An 18,019-nucleotide genomic window follows, 5' to 3' on the forward strand; every position below is an offset into this window, starting at 1 on the left:
TATTATGTAATCTAGACTGAGATTTCCCCTGCCTTTCTGCACATAAACAAATAAAGAAAATTAAAAACTAACTATATAAAGCATAATATTCTTACTTAAGTTGATTTGATAGGATAGTCAATTAAATAATATTAAATTTTAATAATTTAATCAGGTACATAATACTTAACCGTTGACTATTTTAGATAAGCAATAGTTACTCCTGACCCTCCTTCATTTTGAGGTGCCAATTCAAACCTGTCTACTTGAGGATGTAACCTTAAAAAATCATGAACTCCTTGACGTAGTTTCCCAGTTCCTTTGCCATGAATAACCCATAAAATTCCTGATTGAGTGGACTTAGATATTGCATTTTCTAAATTTGGTTCCGCTTCAGCAACTCGACTTCCTCGAATATCTAAAGTATTTTGAGATGTTCTAATTACTGAAACAGATTGAGAGTTTTTTGTGTTTAATGGGGTAGAAACAGAGACTTGTTTCGTAGTAGTAACTTCAACTTTTTTTCCATCTAAAGATTCAATCTTAGTAAAAGAAACGGTCATTTTCATTAGTCCAAAACGTACTGTAACTTCTTCTTGTTCTTCATCTATTTCTAATACATCTGCCGTTTGTCCAAATTTTAGTAGCCTAATTTTTTCCCCAACTTTAGGTTTATAAATAGATTTACATCTTTCTACCTGAGATAATTGACGTTCACCAATTTCTTTTAAAGCATCTGTAGCTTTTTGTGCTTGTTGTCCCGTTTGTTTTCCCTTTTGTAATTGACGAATAACTTGAGCAATTTCTTTTTTTGCTTGGGCAATAGCTTTTTGAACTTCTTGTTCTTGGTATTGTCTCAATGAATGTTCTCGTTGTTGTAACGATGAAGCTTTTTCTGAAACTTCTGTATAAAACTTCTTAGTTTGTTGTAACAAACTACTAGCCTCTTGTGCTTTTTGTTCTTGTTCTCGTCTTTGTTTTTCTAACCCAGCAATAACTTCATTGATTTCTTGAGAAAAGTTTCCAATACGAGTTTTAGCTTCTTCAATAATTTCCGTTTGTAATCCTAGTTGACTAGCAATAGTTAAGGCGTTAGAACGTCCTGGAATCCCCCACAACAGGCGATACGTGGGAGAAAAAGTTTTAACATCAAACTCTACAGATGCATTCTCAAAACGGTCATCTTGGTATTTTAAGGCTTTCAATTCTCCATAGTGAGTGCTGGCAATAGTCAGTGAAGCGTGATCAGCCAAATAGCGAAGAAGAGCAACAGCTAAGGCACTCCCCTCTGCGGGATCAGTTCCTGCACCCACTTCATCAAGAAGGACTAGGGTCATAGAAGAAGTGGCGGAGGACAAAGTTGTCAGAGCTTCGATAATACGGACAATGCGGTGTATATGACCTGAAAAGGTAGATAAACTTTGTTCGATTGACTGTTCATCTCCAATATCTGCTAAAATCTGTCTAAACCAGGGAATCCTTACTGGATCTCTGGCAGGAACGAATAAACCGACTTTTGACATCAAAGCGGCTAAACCAACAGTTTTTAAAGTTACAGTTTTGCCTCCTGTATTAGGACCAGTGATAGCTACAACTCGAATTTTTGGATCAACTTGAACATTGATAGGGACAACAGAAGAACCTTGTTCTTGTTGTTGTTGCCAAATGAGCAGGGGATGACGTAATTGCCTCAGCGTGATCAGTTCTCCCTGGGTTGGCTCAATAAACTCAGGAGCATTTCCTTCTAACCATAAGCTATAAAGGGATTTAGCCGTTGTCAAATCAAGAACAGTGGCTATTTCAAGTAAATATTCAAGTTCATCATAAACAATAGCTACTTTTTCTGTTAAATTTCGTAAAATAGCTTCTATTTCTACCTGTTCTTGACGTAAATATTGACGACGTTGGTTGCCCCATTTTACGATGGAACTTGGTTCAATATAGAGGGTTGCTCCTGTACTCGAAGTATCATGAACAATACCCCTAATTTGGTCTTTCTTAGAGGCTTTTACTGGAATTACAAATCTATCTCCCCGTTGAGTGATAACAGCTTCCTGGACGACTCCCCCTTGCCTATGGATAATATTTTGAAGCTTTTGATAAATGTGATCACGAACATCTTTGAGGTTTCGGCGAATTTCCCCTAATTTGACACTAGCACGATCGGCAACTTCTCCCGCTTCGTCGACACAATAGTTAATTTCCTGTTCTAATTCAGGATAGGTTCGAATATCTGCTACTAGTTCTTCTAAAACAGGACAATCCTCTTGATTATTGATTATTCGCCGCAGTCGCCTCATCCCCGATAAGGTAGTAGCAATATTAAGTAATTCCTGTCCGGAAAGTATTCCTCTTAATTTAGCTCGTTCTAGAAAGTCCCCAATATCAGTGATTCCATCAAAGGACCATTGAATTTCTAAATTTTGTTCTAAACGACAAATTTCCAAGGTTTGAGCTAATAGTTGTTCACTTTCCTGACGAGTCTCAGGAATCGATAGTTTTTTAGCGGCTAATACTCCCAGTTTTGTTGCGGCAAAACTAGATAAGTGTTGACAGAGTCGAGGCCATTCGAGAAGGTTTAAAGTTTCTTGTTGAATCAAAATTTAACTTAAGAATAGTAAATGAAAAGATTTCTGTACTGACGATGTAACTAGTAGATGCAATTAATAATTGTTCAGTGTGATTACGTCCTTGCTCCTTAAGTCTATGATAATTCCCTACCTATACTTAGCGCTTGACTTCTCTGCTGATATTTACTCAAACTAGAATATATAATTGCTATTTTTAGGCTAATTGGAACACAAATTGTTCATTGTCCATACAGAATAATTACTAACTTGACTAATGATTTTGTCAGTTGTTTAGTCGGATAATGATTTCCTTGTCAAGGATAATAGATATAATTGTAAAGCTAAAAACAATCTCCATTGCACATAACTACTGAAAATAGTGAAACTTTTTTTATACTTTTATTAAGCCAAATTTATCTCAAAGTAGTTAAGATTTATAAATTATTTTGTTCTATTTTAGCTTGTAAAAAACCCTTGTTTTTATTTATTTTTTAACAGATATTGTCAGTAGTAAACTACGTTTTTATATCTAATTATTTAACCTTTAAAACTTTATAAATATCAAAATTATATATTTCATTAAAATTATATTGTTTAACCTGTTTTGATTAAGATATAAAACCTGCATTAGTTATTTTTTTAAATATTTTTTTATCGTCTTATTTGTCAATAGTCTGTTATATATTAGCCATTAATTGGTTAGCTTCAAAAAACATTTGAATAGTATTGCTACAAAACTAAAATTATTTGATAAGATCGAAACTACTTTAAATTAGGAATAGTTACAATATTAGGCTCATGGCGATTGCTTATATCATTGGACTGGGAAGATCTGGGATTGCCGCAGCCAGAGTGCTGGAAACAGACGGATGGGAGGTGATTCTTAGCGACCGCGCTAACTCTCCATCTTTACAACAAACCCGACAAATACTTGAACAAGAAGGGATTACAGTTAAATTGGGACACCAACTAACTTTAGTTAAGACAAATCCGCCTGACTTAATTGTAGTTAGCCCAGGGGTTCCTTGGGATATTCCTTTTTTAGTAGAAGCGCGTAATCATGGTATTGATGTCATTGGAGAATTGGAACTAGCTTGGCGATATTTACAAAAGTCTCCCTGGGTAGGAATTACAGGAACTAATGGAAAAACTACCACTACTGCTATAATAGCGTCGATTTTTCAGGCATCGGGGCTCAACGCTCCTTCTTGTGGTAATATTGGACAAGCGGCTTGTGAGCTTGTTTTATCTTCGGAGAAGTTTGATTGGATTGTAGCTGAAATTAGTAGTTATCAAGGAGAGTCCTTGAAAAAACTAGCTCCAAAGATTGGTATTTGGACAACTTTTACCGCTGATCATCTCAACCGTCACAAAACTCTGGACGACTATTATGCCGTTAAAGCATCAATTTTACATCGATGCGAGTATAAAATTTTTAATGGAGATGATCCTTATCTACACCAAGTAGGATTACACCAATGGGCTGATGCCTATTGGACGACGACAAAAGGAAAGGACCATTTACTATGTAATCCTCATAAGGGAATTTATATTCAAGATAACTGGATAGTAGCTTTTGGAGAATTGATTGCGCCTTTGAATCTCTTTAAAATGGTGGGTTTGCACAATCGACAGAACTTATTAATGGCAGTGGGAGCAGCAAGATTAGCAGGGATCGAAAAAGAAGCAATCATTCGGGCAATTACTAAATTTAAAGGAGTTCCTCACCGCCTAGAATTAATTTGTAATGTGCGAGGAATTGATTTTATCAATGATAGCAAGGCAACGAATTACGACGCAGCAGAAGTTGGACTAGTTTCCATTAAATCTCCAGTAATTTTAATTGCAGGAGGAGAAGTAAAGGAGGGAGATGACGAACGTTGGATTAAACAAATTAAAGAAAAAGTTTCCACGGTTTTGTTAATTGGAGAAGCTGCTGAAGTATTTTCTCAAAAGTTACAAAAGTCGGGATATGAAACCTATGAAATAGTAGAAACTTTGGAAAATGCTGTTAAACGAGGGTTAGAACTAGGACAGAGACAGGAGGTAAAAGTGGTATTATTTTCTCCTGCCTGTGCTAGTTTTGATCAATACCAAAATTTTGAGTATCGTGGTGATCATTTTCGACAACTTTGTCAAGAATTGCGTTAATGATTTATCTTAAGATTCTGCAGAATGAAACATACGGTTGCGCCACCAAGCTAACAGAGTACTAGCAATAAAAATACTCGAATAAGCCCCAGCAAGAAACCCAATGATCAAGGCAAGGGAAAAATACTTTAAGGTTTCTCCTCCAAAGAGAAAAATAGCTAACAATGGCAATATAGTGGTAATACTAGTATTGATAGAACGGGCAAGACTTTGGTTAACGGAAGTTTCTATTGCTTCACTGATGGATACTTCAGGGTTTCTTTGTATGTTATCGCGAATACGATCATAAATGACCACGGTGTCATTAACTGAAAATCCAATTATCGTTAATAAAGCAACCAAAAATAAACTATTAGCCTCAATTTTTATGATCAATCCTAATAGAGCAAAGATTCCTGTCGTGATTAAAATATCATGAAAAAGGGCAATAATTGCAAAGAAAGCATAATCGAATTGAAAGCGAACAGTAAGGTAAACGATAATGCCACAGAAAGCTGCTAACAGGGCTAAAATTCCTGACTTGAATAATTCTTGTCCTACTGTTGGACCTACTGTATCAATTTGAATAGTTTTGGGGTTAAATTGCCCAATTTTTTCGTTTAAATTTTGTTGTAACTGAGTGCGTTGATCAACATTAAGATTTTTACTTCTAATTGATAGGATATTGTCTTCTAAGACCTGAACACTGCCACTTAATCCTTGTCGGACAAGAATTTCTCGAACTTTACTTGTATCAATCGACTGATCGCAGTTTCCTTCTGCTACGCAGACTAATTGTAATTGTAGTCTAGTTCCTCCGACAAAGTCTAATCCTGGACGTATAGGCGAGTTAAACGTGAAAAAGGAAGTCACCATAGCAATGATTCCACCAAAAATAAGAATTGCTGAAATAGACCACCATAAACGTTCCCATTTAAGAATATGTAATTTCATTGTTCGGTCATTAATGAATTAGTAAAACACAATGGTTAGAAAATTTATGAATAAAATTTTTCCTTTTATATCTTTATCAGTAAGTTTAAGACAAAATTAATTAATAGTTTTGGGTAGATTAGGACAAAACAGTTCAGGTTTTTTGCGGACTGAGGGCAATCCTAATACTATTAGTAATGAGAGGGTACGGCTACAAGTAACTGCCGTAAACATACTTACTAATACACCAATAGCAAGGGTAAGAGCAAATCCTTTAACTAATCCTGATCCCAACCCAAACAGAGCACTACAAGCAATTAAAGTAGTGATGTTGCTGTCCAAAATACTCGAAAAAGCGCGATTAAATCCAGATTCTACAGAACGATATAAACTATTTCCAGATCGTAATTCTTCACGAGTTCGCTCAAAAATTAGGACATTTGCATCAACAGCCATACCAATACTCAAGATAAATCCGGCAATTCCAGGTAACGTTAAAGTAACGCCAATTAAAGCGTAAAATGCTAAAGTATATAGGGTATAAATCCCTAAGGACAAATTGGCAATTATTCCAGGAAGACGATAATGAATTGCCATAAAGATTAACACTAGGACTAACCCAGCCACTCCAGCATAAATACTGCTTCGGATACTTTCTTGTCCCAGAGTTGCCCCGACAGTACGATTTTCCACCACTTCTACTGGGAATGGCAAAGATCCCCCACGAATTTGAACAGCGAGATCATTTGCACTATCAATACTAAAATTGCCTGTAATAACAGCATTACCTCCCGTAATCCCAGTGTTAGCAAATTCCACACCTACAATTGGTGCACTAATAAGGGTATCATCTAGAAAAATCCCAATACTACGACCAGTTCCTGCTAGATTTTTCGTGAGTTCGGCGAATTTCTTGCCTCCGTCATTATCAAATTCAATAGCTACCTCCCAACTAGTTCCTGTTTGGGTGGGACTTGGACGGGCATTATTGAGGTTTTTTCCAGTTAAATCGACTGATTTAAACAAATCTAAGATAGCCAGGTCAGATTGTTCAATAGATTTAGTTAGTTCGATAATACGTTCGGCATTTTCTTCAAATGTGTTATTTCGCCTTAAGATCGCTAATTCTGCTTCTAATTGTCGTTTAATTGTGAATTCTGCCTGAAATTGACCTTCAGTTTCTGATTTTTGTTCTCTGAATTCCAATTGGGCAGTTCCCCCTAATACCCGCTCGGCTTGTTCAGAATTAGTAACCCCTGGTAACTGGACAACAATTTTGTCTTGTCCCAAAGTTTGCACAATAGGTTCAGCTATCCCTAAAGCATTAACTCTATTTCCTAACACAATTTTCTGTGCTTCTAAGTCCTCTGAACTGATGTTTTGGATCTTTTCAGTAGGTTTGATTTGAATAGTTAACTGCGCCCCTCCTTTAAGGTCTAACCCTAATTGTAGGGGAATAGCTACTAAAATGGCGATCGCCCCAATAGCCAGGACGGTTATTAAACCAAGGACTAAACGCTGTTGTTGCATAATGATTCCTTTATAAACTTAGGGACGAGGGGCAGACAGCAAAAGATAGATTTCTAATCTTTCTTTTGTATTTAAACCTGCAATGTGATTATTTTTTGCACCGCTTCAACAATTTTAGAAGGTTGAACAATAGTTAGATTCTCTAGATTGCCGTTATATGGAGTAGGGATATCTTGAGATGATAAGCGAATGACAGGAGCATCTAACTCATCAAAGAAATTATCATTAATTAAAGCAATTAATTCGGCAGCAATGCCCCCTGTTTTCATACATTCTTCTACGATAATTACCCGATGAGTCTTACTAATAGAATTACCAATAGTTTCTAAATCAAAGGGTTTAAGAGAAATTAAGTCGATAATTTCAGGATCGTATCCTTTTGGTTCTAATTGTTTCAATGCTTGAAGACAATGATGGCGCATTCTAGAATAAGTCAATATAGTAACGTCTTTTCCTGGTCTGACAATTTCAGCTTTATCTAAAGGCAGCAGATATTCTGTCTCGGGAAGTGTATCTTTGAGATTGTAGAGAAGAACATGTTCGAAAAACAGAACAGGGTTCTCATCTCGAATAGCTGCTTTAAGAAGTCCCTTGGCATTATAAGGAGTAGAGCAGGCAACAATTTTCAGTCCGGGAACCGCATGAAAATAAGCTTCAAGACGTTGAGAATGTTCAGCTCCTAACTGTCGTCCTACACCTCCTGGACCACGGATGACCATTGGAATTTTGAAGTTTCCTCCGGAAGTGTATCTTAACATCCCTGCATTATTAGCAATTTGATTAAAAGCTAGAAGTAAAAATCCCATATTCATACCCTCAATAATAGGGCGTAAACCAGTCATAGCAGCACCAACCGCCATTCCCGTAAAGCTATTTTCAGCGATTGGAGTATCAAGGAGTCTGAGTTCTCCATACTTTTTGTAAAGGTCTTTCGTTACTTTGTAAGAGCCGCCATAGTGACCGACGTCTTCTCCTAAAACAAAGACTGTATCGTCATGTGCCATTTCTTCATCAATAGCCTGACGGAGTGCGTTAAATAATAAAGTTTCTGCCATAAATTCACCAGCGATCGCATCTGTTATCCTATCATTGGAACTCCACATTTTTATCTTTTGAGGATATATCATAAGCAGGAAGCATTTTTTTGGATTATTCTTTAGGTGTTCCTTACTCACTCTAAAATGACTAACCCTCAAGAAATTTACGATTTACTTCTAGATTATGGTAACAACACTACATCTATTCAAGAGGTTATCATAGGTTTGACCTGGACTATCTGTCATGGCAAAGAAATTGGACTATGCATGAGTCCTGCCCTTCCGACACGCACCCTTTCTTGGCCAGGAACTCTAGTCAATAGATCCGTAGCAGATATAGCTCCCTGGTTGCAGTCATGGGATAGTTATCAAGCAACGATTGGAATGGCTGCCATTAATGCTGTGATTAATTCTCAGTCTAATCTCCAGGAAATGAGTCAGCCTATTATTTCATCTGGATCTGCTAATTTAGCTGTTTTCGAACATTTTCTACCAAAATTACGAGGTAAGCGAGTTTCCATTATTGGACGCTACCCAGGATTAGACCGTTATGAAAATGAGATGGAGATCAATGTAATTGAACTTAAACCAGGTCCTGGCGATTTCCCTGCACCTGCGTCAGAATACTTATTGCCAAAGTCTGATTGGGTATTTTTAACTGGAACTTCTATCCCTAACAAAACCTTTCCTCGCTTAGTAGAACTTTCTAGGAATGCAAAATTGGTGTTAATGGGTCCAACAGTCCCTTGGTTAGCAGAATTGGCTGAATTTGGGATAGATTACCTTGCTGGGGTAACTGTTGTTGATCCCCAAGCATTACGACAGACAGTTGCTGAAGGGGGCGGGGTTCGGATTTTTGAGACAGGTGTTCAGTACCGATTATATGATTTTTCTTAACTATTTTGTTTTTAACAGAATGTGTTAACTATCTTTGCTCCTACATTGTTTAATACAATTTTTCCTTTAATCAACCATAGATCATTAAACATTCTGTAAAAAAATACCCTAAACTTAAAAGATATGTGAGACAATACTGTCCACTAATCATAATTAATAGTCTATGTTAACTGTTGCTATCCCCAAAGGCGCACTCTTATCCGATAGTATTAAACTCTTCCAAAAGATTGGTTTGGACTTTGGGGATTTTTTGGAGCCCGAAAATCGTCAATTGCAAATTACAGACTCTACTAACAACGCTAAAGCATTATTAGTTCGGGCAACTGATGTGCCTGCTTATGTCGAATATGGACAGGCACAATTGGGTATTGTTGGTTACGATTTGTTGCTAGAAAAAGCTCCAGTAGTGGCAGATTTAGCAGATCTAACCTTTGGTTATTGTCGAATGTCCGTTGCAGTCTCTAAAACTAGTCCCTATAAACGCACTGTAGATATTCCCCCCCACGGAAAGGTGGCTTCTAAATTCGTCAATTGCGCTAAGGACTACTTCCATAATTTAAATCTACCTGTAGAAATCATCACCCTCTATGGATCAGTTGAATTAGGACCTATAACTGGAATGTCAGAAGCAATTGTGGATTTAGTCTCTACTGGAAAAACTTTAAAACAAAATGGTTTAATTGAAATTGATACTTTATTTGAAAGTACTGCCCATTTAATTGCTCATCCTCTAAGTTATCGCCTGAATTATTGTCAGATCAATTCTTGGGTTAAAAAGATTAGAAATGTCAGAACATCTTAATTATAGCTGTTAATTAATAAGTAATAGAGCATAATAGTACGATATCCGGTAACTGAGTTTTTGTTTAATTTAGTAAAGTATTAAATTGAATAGATACTGAGATAATTACCATTAATGTCTATTCTAAATGTAGAAAATATCAATATTTTTTATTATAGTTAACTTTAATATTGAGTTACTCTTCTAACACCATTGAAAATATAAAAACGTTTTTATGCTTTCTTATTACATAAGCTTCAAAGATATTCAATTAATTAAGTATAGTCGATGTTGCTAATCCTTTTACAATTGCTTCTTGATCAAAAGTAAAAAATAAGAGATTTTTTATCAAGAAAATTTTAGCATCATTGTTGATCGTATTGGACTAGTATACTTAACGTGCCGAAATTGTGCACATACTTTTTAATAAATAGTCTTTTAACTATTTTTTTCTAATGCTAATTGAATTAATCTATCAACCAACTCAGAGAAGGGAACTCCTGTTGCTTCCCATAGTTGGGGATACATACTAAAGGCAGTGAACCCTGGGAGGGTATTAATTTCATTTATGAAGACTTCTCCGCTATCTTCTACATATAAAAAGTCTACTCTAGCTAGTCCCGCCCCATCTACTGCAGCAAATGCGAGAATGGACATTTCTTGAATTTGAGTGATGATAGAATCAGGAAGTTGAGCAGGAATGTGTAATTGTGCCTTACCGTCCGTATATTTTGCTTCATAATCGTAAAAATCACCATCATAAGTGATTTCCCCAATCACTGATGTCTTTGGGTTTTTATTACCAAAAACTGCACATTCAACTTCTCTGGCGGTTACCCCTGTTTCAATAACAATACGTTTGTCATAACTTGCTACATCGTTGAGGGCTACTTTTAATTCAGAACGAGATCTTACCTTAGCAATTCCTACCGATGACCCTAAATTAGCAGGCTTCACAAAACAAGGATATGTTATAGTATCTTCAATTTCATCACAAAAATTTGAAAAAATACAGGGATTAGACCATATATCAGTTCTGTCTACTGAGATATACTTAACTTGGGGTAATCCTGCCTGAGCAAAGACCATTTTCATGACAATCTTATCCATACCAACGGATGAGCCTAAAACTCCACTTCCTACAAAAGGAGTTTGCATTAAGGTTAATAGGCCTTGGATTGTTCCATCTTCTCCATTAGGTCCGTGGAGTATGGGAAACCAAACATCCACCACACTCACTTCGAGGGGAAATTGCCATAGTTGTTGTGTAGCTACATTCTTATATGGTGAAGGAATTTCTTGCTCAAGTATCTGTTGTGCTGTATCTCCTGCCTGCCAAACTCCATTTTTTTGAATGTATACTGGCAATACCTCATATTTTCGGTAGTTATCTGGAGTGCTTAAAGCTTTCATGATTGTCTTTGCAGACTTGATAGAAATTTCATGTTCTCTTGATCGTCCCCCAAACAATAACCCTACACGTAATTTTGTCATTGAAAATACTCCCTAATCATTACAAACAGAAATCGTACTTCACAGACTATAAATGACCTGCGTTATCTTATGGAAGTTCCGTCAAATTAAGTAGTGAAATAAAAGATTCTAGTTACTTTTATATTCTTTTTATTTAAAAGCAGTAGGTTATTTTTATAATTGGTAGCAAATAACTAATAAATGATAATATTAAGGATTAATATACTGATAATTTATCTCGTTTTTTGTACACGATATAAACAAGAATTTTAATTTCTACATTTCTGAATAAAGGCGACATTATTGTAGTTGTCGCTATTTTTAATTTTTTTATATATTCATTGAATGAATATATAATTTTTAATATACAGTTAGTATAGCGAGAATGCTGAGTTAAATCGCTATATAAATATAATTTGTCAACAAATAATTGTTAATGGCTATTTTTTTCTAAAAAGTATTTTATGATGACATAAATAGTGCAAGATATTACGCTATTTATTAGCTAAACAATATTCATGATATACAAAGATAGAAAGCCCAGAAAGTTTAAGAAGTAATTTTAACAACACTTAAAAAAAGATTAATACTTTGAAATCTCATACCATAATCATGTAAGAATGTTAGGTCTTGCACTTTTCATTATTTCGAATTTAACTCACACTAGGACTAAAAAAGTTTTTACTTAAGATAGATATGAACTAATCAATGAATATTAAATTTTACCAGGTAATTCCCATCCTTTAGGAGCGAGTTGGGACGGAAAGGGAATTAATTTTGCTATTTTTTTTGAGAATGCAACGAGAGTTGATCTTTGTCTATTTGATAATCGAGGACGAGAAACATCTATCCCTTTAGAAGAAAGTATTTAATTATATATGGCATGGTTATATCCCTGGAATAAAGCCGGGACAGCATTACGGGTTTCGGGTCCATGGTCTATTTGACCCTACTAAAGGCAATCGTTTCAATCTAAAGCGATTACCGCCGACGTAGAACACAAAGAAGCTATCTTTAGTTACCCTTGGAACTGTGAAGATCAAGATCTAACTGCTTTAGAAATAGATGACGCACCGTGGGTTCCCAAAACAGTTGTGATTGATGAAAGCTTTAATTGGGAAGAAGACATCTTACTCCCACATCCTTGGCATAAAATTATCATTTATGAAACTCATATTAAAGGATTTACAAAAAAACACCCAAAAATCCCTCAAAACTTGCGAGAAACTTATGGAGGACTAGCTCATCCTGATGCAATTTCCCATTTGCAAAATTTAGGCATTACTGCTGTTGAATTACTCCCTGTTCATCATTTTTTTGTGCAGCAAGGCCATCTAATTGACAAAGGACTAGCTAACTATTGGGGTTACGACTCATTGGGTTATTTTGCTCCCCATTCAGGTTATAGCGCCTCAGGAACTAAGGGGCAACAGGTCACAGAATTTAAAAATATGGTAAAAACTCTTCATAAGGCGGGGATAGAAGTCATTCTTGATGTTGTTTATAACCATACAGGGGAAGGTAATCATTTGGGTCCGATACTCTTTTTACGAGGTATTGATAACCGAGCTTATTACCGCGTAGATAAAAAAAACTTCGCTATCATGTAGATTTCACGGGGTGTGGTAATTCTCTCAACGTCAGCCACCCTGATGTTCTTAAACTCATAATAGATAGTTTACGATATTGGGTATTAGAAATGCACGTCGATGGGTTCCGCTTTGACTTAGCAGCAACTTTAACGAGAGAAATATATGAAGTGGGAACTTTAGCGACTTTTTTCGATATCATTCATCAAGATCCGGTTTTATCGAATGTAAAATTAATTGCAGAACCCTGGGATCTTGGACAAGGAGGTTATCAAGTGGGACAATTTCCTCTACTGTGGTCAGAATGGAATGGAAAATATAGGGATGAAATACGAAATTTTTGGCGTGGACAAAATAGCACTCTAGCGTCATTTGCTTACCGTTTTACGGGGAGTTCTGACCTCTACGAAATTTCCGGAAGAAAACCTAATGCGAGTATTAATTTCATCACGGCTCACGATGGTTTTACGTTAGCAGATCTGGTCAGTTATAACGAAAAATATAATGAAGTCAATGGGGAGAACAACAATGATGGAGAAATTTATAATTGTTCTTGGAATTGTGGGAAAGAAGGGAAAACAAATAATCCTGAGGTTTTAGCCTTACGAGAACAACAAAAACGTAATTTTTTAACTACTTTGATGTTATCTCAAGGAGTTCCCATGATACTAGGGGGAGATGAAACGGGGCGCAGCCAACAAGGCAACAATAACGGCTACTGTCAAGATAACGATATTTCTTGGTTTAATTGGGATTTAACAAAAGTCGATCAAAATTTTTTGTCGTTTACTTAAAGGTTAATTAAATTTCGTCATCAACATCCTGTTTTTCGGCGACGTAAATAGTTTAAAGGAAAAGTATTTCGCGGATCAGATGTAAGAGATATTATTTGGTTTAACCCTACAGGAGAAGAAATGACCGAAGAACAATGGGAAAAAGAATTAGTGAAAGCTATTGGCATTTTTCTTAATGGAGAAAAAATTGGAACTCTTGATATCTACGATAATCATGTGATTGACACTAGTTTTTTCTTACTATTTAATGCTGAAGAACATGCGTTAGAGTTTACATTACCTATTAATTTAAAGAATCAATCATGGAAGGTAGTAATTGATACTAGCCCAACTCATTGGATAGATAAAGGAAAAGTCTATCAGTAAAACCAATCAATTACTAGTATAAAAAGAAGATCGTTGATAGTTTTATAAGCTATTTGAAATTATTATCAAACCAGGTTTTCCATTTGAATATGGTTCAAATTTTTTAAAATTTAATAGTCAGTTTTAAAAATTAATAAGTGTTTACTTTAAAACAAAAAAAATTATAAAATATGCTGATATATTTTATAATTTTAGGTGAAATTATTTAGATCATATTTTTTCCCAAAGCTTGGGAAGTGAAATGTGGAAATATAAAGTTATTTGTTATAGTTATATATTTAGTTCTTACCACTTTTTATAGTTAAATATAAAAATAGAAAACGTCCTAAAAATTCATTATATCCCAATAGTCAAATATTAGAATTTATTAAGGCAATTTTAAACCATTATAGCTTTTATTTAAATAACTTTTAAATAAAAGCTATAATGGTTTAGTATTTTTATTGCACTTTATTACAATATCAATTTATATATCTTTATATACCTAATTATAATCAGCTTTCTAAAGAAAGAAAAAAGAAGTACTTTTCATCTTAAGCCATCTAGCAATTATTTTATATGTAGGGAAAATATAGCTATCAATTGAGATCTGATGCTACTAATTTAATATCTAAGCCAATAGCTTCCCACAAAATATTTGTGGGAAGCTATTGGCTTAGATATATTTCTTACTAGGAAATTAACCTATATAAAAATTAAGAAAAATAGTGAATTAAGATAAATAGAATATCTAACTCTATTCTCAATTAATTTGGAATATAAACGCATATTGTCTGTAAGGATCAGCTATCATTCATACCTACAGACAATATACATCTTAATTTTAAGAAATTAGTATGAATAACCGAACAGAATAAGATTATAAAAAAGTCAAAAAAAACAACACTCCAAAAAGTTAAATTATCAGATCAGAACTAACCCTTTTAAATTCTCGACAAAGAAACCAAAATTAACTTTCAACAGTATGCCCTACTCCTTCAATAATTTTTCTTACAGTTTCTTCAGAAACATTTGTTTCAACAGTAACAATTTTTGTAGAGACATCAATAGATATAGTAGCCTCTGGATTTTCATTCCGGACTGCTTTAGTAATAGTATTTGCACAAGCTTCACAGGCAATACTAGGAACTCTAAATGTAATACTCATAGCAAAACTAAGTAAAATATTTGAAACAGCTTCAATTATAACTCAATTTATATAAAATAGGGATATTTCTCAACTATAAAATTATATAATTTACGCTTTATTTATTGATAAATAAAGCGTAAATTGGTCTATAATCTATTTTTGAATAAAATCGATACTTCATCAACACATATTAGGATTAGTTTCTAATATGTTATTAGAGATAGTAATTGATAGCTAATTAATAGTTATTCTGAATTAAATACCCACAATTATGCTTCCCCTCATTAATCCAGTTAGTTCTTTCAATGATGCAATCAGGTAAAATTTCAGCAAACATTTCTAACTCATGACCGCAAACTGTAGGGTAAGATTCAGCGACTTCAGAAATTGCACAATGATGCTCTGCCAAGATATAGCCTTCCCTTAAAGATTGACAATTATTTTTATGATTAACTAAGTGTATTTCTGTCATGTAACCTTCTTCTTGCCGTAATTTAACTAATTTACTCACCCTTTCTTTAAGTGTTCCCCTGCCAATGCGTCGGCGATAATCTTCTGCTTTACGTTCCCATTGTTTCCGCAGAATTTCTCCTACTTGTTGTTCTCCTACAGTCTCAGTAAGAGTCTTAAGAAAGGAAACCGCAAATTCTCCATAGCAATTAGGAAAATGATCTCGTCCTTGTTTACTAAGATAGTAAATGTACTGAGGCCTTCCTAATCCAACTTTTCGAGATTGATGTTCAATCAAATCTTCAATTTCTAAATCTTTCAAGTGACGGCGAGTTGCTTGAGGTGTAATCTCTAGGGCCTGAGCTAATTCAGAAGCCTTAGCTTGACCATGTTTAAGCAAATAGTTAAGAATATCTTCTTTAGTTGAAGGAGGATGAATAATAGTCATCGTTTTTGTCACTAACTAATTGAGTTGGACTGAGATAAGCAGTAAGGAAGACATGAGTAGGAATATCCCAATCATTATGACTTTATTTTCGATATGTCTTTATTAAAGTCATATTAAAATCTTTTTTGAAAATTTTAATGTGACTTTGACAACAATAAGGTTGTTATTCTATTATAGAATAGGGTTAGAAAATAGAAAAATTGTTTTAGTAGATATCGCTCTTTCCTCCAAATAAACTCCCATTATAAATTCGTAATTTTCGCATTTTATATGATTAGGGGACATTTTGGACGGCTTATGGAATCACAAGAACTAAAACGGTTTGTTTTCGGATGCCGTATATTCGTCACCATTTGAGGTTGAGTACTCTCTATATATCTTAAGAGAATTTGTTGAATGGAAACGGAGAACATACAATTTATGAGTGAGACATCAGTTAAAATACTAGTTAACCAATCCTATAAGTATGGGTTTATTACCGACATTGAATCCGATAAGATTCCTAATGGCATCAATGAGGATATTATTCGTCTAATTTCTGCGAAAAAAAAAGAACCAGATTTTATGTTGGATTTTCGTTTAAAAGCTTATAAACAATGGCAAAAAATGACGGAACCAACTTGGTCTCACGTTACTTATCCGCCTATTGACTATCAAAATATTGTTTATTATTCTGCTCCTAAACAGAACAAAGAAAAATTAGGGAGTCTTGATGAAGTTGATCCTACTTTACTTGAAACTTTTGAAAAATTAGGCATTCCTTTATCTGAACAAAAACGACTAGGTAATGTAGCAGTAGATGCTATTTTTGATAGTGTTTCTGTTGCAACAACTTTTAAAGAAAAACTAGCTGAATCTGGGGTCATCTTTTGTTCTATTTCAGAAGCTTTACAAGAACATCCTAATTTAATTCAGAAATATCTCGGTTCAGTGGTTTCAGCTAATGATAATTTCTTTGCTGCTCTCAATTCAGCAGTTTTTAGTGATGGATCTTTTGTATTCATTCCAAAAGGAACTAAATGCCCCATGGAATTATCTACTTATTTTCGGATTAACAGCGGAGATACAGGGCAATTTGAACGTACATTAATTGTAGCTGAGGAAGAGGCTTCCGTTAGCTATTTAGAAGGATGTACCGCACCGATGTATGATAGTAACCAACTCCATGCGGCTGTGGTAGAATTAGTGGCTTTAGATAATGCTGATATTAAATACTCCACTGTCCAAAATTGGTATGCAGGAGATGAAAATGGCAGAGGAGGAATATACAACTTTGTTACCAAGCGAGGGCTGTGCAAAGGTGTTAACTCCAAGATTTCTTGGACTCAAGTAGAAACAGGTTCTGCTATTACTTGGAAATACCCAAGTTGTGTGTTGGCGGGTGATAATTCAGTTGGGGAATTTTATTCAATTGCCCTTACTAACAATAAGCAACAGGCCGATACAGGAACGAAAATGGTTCATGTTGGTAAAAACACTCGTAGTACTATCATATCTAAAGGCATTTCTGCAGGTAATTCTAAAAACAGCTATCGTGGATTGGTAAAAATAGGAGCGAAAGCTACGGGCTCGAGAAATTACTCTCAATGTGATTCAATGTTGATTGGAGATAATGCTGAAGCTAATACCTTTCCATACATTCAAGCAAATAATAACAACTCAACAGTAGAACATGAAGCTTCGACTTCTAAAATTGGGGAAGACCAATTATTTTACTTTGCTCAACGAGGTATCTCTGAAGAAGATGCTGTCTCTATGCTAGTAAGTGGTTTCTGTCAGGATGTCTTAAGTGAGTTACCGATGGAATTTGCTGCCGAAGCCGACAAATTACTGGGTCTAAAATTAGAAAAAACTGTCGGTTAATTTAAGGTAAATAATATCTGCCGTAATTAAAGTTTACAGCACAAAAAATC

15 protein-coding genes are annotated in these 18,019 nt (G+C 34.9%); 8 read left to right on the forward strand and 7 right to left on the reverse strand.

The window, feature by feature from the left end; all coding sequences use genetic code 11:
- Positions 1-176: 176 nt before the first annotated feature.
- A complete protein-coding gene (locus OXU93_RS08325; RefSeq protein ID WP_267383734.1) occupies positions 177-2,579 on the reverse strand; it encodes an endonuclease MutS2 in 2,403 nt (800 codons plus the stop codon).
- A gap of 768 nt (positions 2,580-3,347) precedes the next feature.
- Between OXU93_RS08325 and murD the strand changes: the two genes are divergently transcribed.
- Positions 3,348-4,700, forward strand: coding sequence for a UDP-N-acetylmuramoyl-L-alanine--D-glutamate ligase (gene murD, locus OXU93_RS08330; RefSeq protein WP_267383735.1), 1,353 nt, complete (start codon positions 3,348-3,350; stop codon positions 4,698-4,700).
- A gap of 9 nt (positions 4,701-4,709) precedes the next feature.
- Here the strand turns inward: murD and secF are convergent, their stop codons facing one another.
- From secF to OXU93_RS08345, 3 genes are all read right to left on the reverse strand, one after another.
- Positions 4,710-5,633, reverse strand: a complete 924-nt coding sequence (gene secF, locus OXU93_RS08335; RefSeq protein ID WP_267383736.1) for a protein translocase subunit SecF — start codon at positions 5,631-5,633, stop codon at positions 4,710-4,712.
- Positions 5,634-5,729: 96 nt separating this feature from the next.
- On the reverse strand, positions 5,730-7,142 hold the full coding sequence (gene secD / locus OXU93_RS08340; RefSeq protein ID WP_267383737.1) for a protein translocase subunit SecD: 1,413 nt from the start codon (positions 7,140-7,142) through the stop codon (positions 5,730-5,732).
- 71 nt (positions 7,143-7,213) lie between these two features.
- Positions 7,214-8,197 carry an alpha-ketoacid dehydrogenase subunit beta gene (locus tag OXU93_RS08345; RefSeq protein ID WP_267384862.1) on the reverse strand — a complete coding sequence of 328 codons (984 nt, stop codon included), beginning with the start codon at positions 8,195-8,197 and terminating at the stop codon, positions 7,214-7,216.
- 126 nt (positions 8,198-8,323) lie between these two features.
- Between OXU93_RS08345 and OXU93_RS08350 the strand changes: the two genes are divergently transcribed.
- Together OXU93_RS08350 and hisG are read left to right on the forward strand one after the other, a co-directional pair.
- Positions 8,324-9,076, forward strand: a complete 753-nt coding sequence (locus OXU93_RS08350) for a DUF364 domain-containing protein (RefSeq protein ID WP_267383738.1) — start codon at positions 8,324-8,326, stop codon at positions 9,074-9,076.
- A 163-nt stretch (positions 9,077-9,239) separates the two neighbouring features.
- Positions 9,240-9,878 carry an ATP phosphoribosyltransferase gene (gene hisG / locus OXU93_RS08355; RefSeq protein WP_267383739.1) on the forward strand — a complete coding sequence of 213 codons (639 nt, stop codon included), beginning with the start codon at positions 9,240-9,242 and terminating at the stop codon, positions 9,876-9,878.
- Positions 9,879-10,295: 417 nt separating this feature from the next.
- Here the strand turns inward: hisG and OXU93_RS08360 are convergent, their stop codons facing one another.
- The gene (locus OXU93_RS08360) at positions 10,296-11,351 is read right to left on the reverse strand and encodes a D-alanine--D-alanine ligase family protein (RefSeq protein WP_267383740.1); all 1,056 of its coding nucleotides are present in this window, start codon (positions 11,349-11,351) and stop codon (positions 10,296-10,298) included.
- A 761-nt stretch (positions 11,352-12,112) separates the two neighbouring features.
- Between OXU93_RS08360 and OXU93_RS08365 the strand changes: the two genes are divergently transcribed.
- From OXU93_RS08365 to OXU93_RS08380, 4 genes are all read left to right on the forward strand, one after another.
- Positions 12,113-12,202 carry a hypothetical protein gene (locus tag OXU93_RS08365; RefSeq protein WP_267384865.1) on the forward strand — a complete coding sequence of 30 codons (90 nt, stop codon included), beginning with the start codon at positions 12,113-12,115 and terminating at the stop codon, positions 12,200-12,202.
- 222 nt (positions 12,203-12,424) lie between these two features.
- A complete protein-coding gene (locus tag OXU93_RS08370) occupies positions 12,425-12,940 on the forward strand; it encodes an alpha-amylase family glycosyl hydrolase (protein WP_267383741.1) in 516 nt (171 codons plus the stop codon).
- A gap of 89 nt (positions 12,941-13,029) precedes the next feature.
- Positions 13,030-13,713: a hypothetical protein gene (locus tag OXU93_RS08375; protein WP_324127146.1), complete on the forward strand. Its 684-nt coding sequence runs from the start codon at positions 13,030-13,032 to the stop codon at positions 13,711-13,713.
- A 120-nt stretch (positions 13,714-13,833) separates the two neighbouring features.
- Entirely contained in the window at positions 13,834-14,079 is a 246-nt protein-coding gene (locus tag OXU93_RS08380) for a hypothetical protein (protein ID WP_267383742.1), read from the forward strand.
- 949 nt (positions 14,080-15,028) lie between these two features.
- Here OXU93_RS08380 and OXU93_RS08385 read toward each other — a convergent pair.
- Together OXU93_RS08385 and sufR are read right to left on the reverse strand one after the other, a co-directional pair.
- Positions 15,029-15,226, reverse strand: a complete 198-nt coding sequence (locus tag OXU93_RS08385; RefSeq protein ID WP_267383743.1) for a heavy-metal-associated domain-containing protein — start codon at positions 15,224-15,226, stop codon at positions 15,029-15,031.
- A gap of 220 nt (positions 15,227-15,446) precedes the next feature.
- Positions 15,447-16,106, reverse strand: coding sequence for an iron-sulfur cluster biosynthesis transcriptional regulator SufR (sufR, locus tag OXU93_RS08390; RefSeq protein WP_267383744.1), 660 nt, complete (start codon positions 16,104-16,106; stop codon positions 15,447-15,449).
- Positions 16,107-16,526: 420 nt separating this feature from the next.
- On the opposite strand from sufR, the gene sufB reads away from it, so the two are divergent.
- Positions 16,527-17,969 carry a Fe-S cluster assembly protein SufB gene (gene sufB, locus OXU93_RS08395; RefSeq protein WP_267383745.1) on the forward strand — a complete coding sequence of 481 codons (1,443 nt, stop codon included), beginning with the start codon at positions 16,527-16,529 and terminating at the stop codon, positions 17,967-17,969.
- The last annotated feature ends 50 nt before the right edge of the window (positions 17,970-18,019 follow it).

It is taken from the genome of Cyanobacterium sp. uoEpiScrs1 (assembly GCF_947331815.1).
Lineage (GTDB): Bacteria > Cyanobacteriota > Cyanobacteriia > Cyanobacteriales > Microcystaceae > Rippkaea.

Bases quoted from the DNA above. Each gene is read 5' to 3' on its own strand.
- murD (WP_267383735.1), top strand. From the start codon at position 3,348: ATGGCGATTGCTTATATCATTGGACTGGGAAGATCTGGGATTGCCGCA.
- secF (WP_267383736.1), bottom strand. From the start codon at position 5,633: ATGAAATTACATATTCTTAAATGGGAACGTTTATGGTGGTCTATTTCA.
- secD (WP_267383737.1), bottom strand. From the start codon at position 7,142: ATGCAACAACAGCGTTTAGTCCTTGGTTTAATAACCGTCCTGGCTATT.
- OXU93_RS08345 (WP_267384862.1), bottom strand. From the start codon at position 8,197: ATGGCAGAAACTTTATTATTTAACGCACTCCGTCAGGCTATTGATGAA.
- OXU93_RS08350 (WP_267383738.1), top strand. From the start codon at position 8,324: ATGACTAACCCTCAAGAAATTTACGATTTACTTCTAGATTATGGTAAC.
- hisG (WP_267383739.1), top strand. From the start codon at position 9,240: ATGTTAACTGTTGCTATCCCCAAAGGCGCACTCTTATCCGATAGTATT.
- OXU93_RS08360 (WP_267383740.1), bottom strand. From the start codon at position 11,351: ATGACAAAATTACGTGTAGGGTTATTGTTTGGGGGACGATCAAGAGAA.
- OXU93_RS08375 (WP_324127146.1), top strand. From the start codon at position 13,030: ATGCACGTCGATGGGTTCCGCTTTGACTTAGCAGCAACTTTAACGAGA.
- OXU93_RS08380 (WP_267383742.1), top strand. From the start codon at position 13,834: ATGACCGAAGAACAATGGGAAAAAGAATTAGTGAAAGCTATTGGCATT.
- OXU93_RS08385 (WP_267383743.1), bottom strand. From the start codon at position 15,226: ATGAGTATTACATTTAGAGTTCCTAGTATTGCCTGTGAAGCTTGTGCA.
- sufR (WP_267383744.1), bottom strand. From the start codon at position 16,106: ATGACTATTATTCATCCTCCTTCAACTAAAGAAGATATTCTTAACTAT.
- sufB (WP_267383745.1), top strand. From the start codon at position 16,527: ATGAGTGAGACATCAGTTAAAATACTAGTTAACCAATCCTATAAGTAT.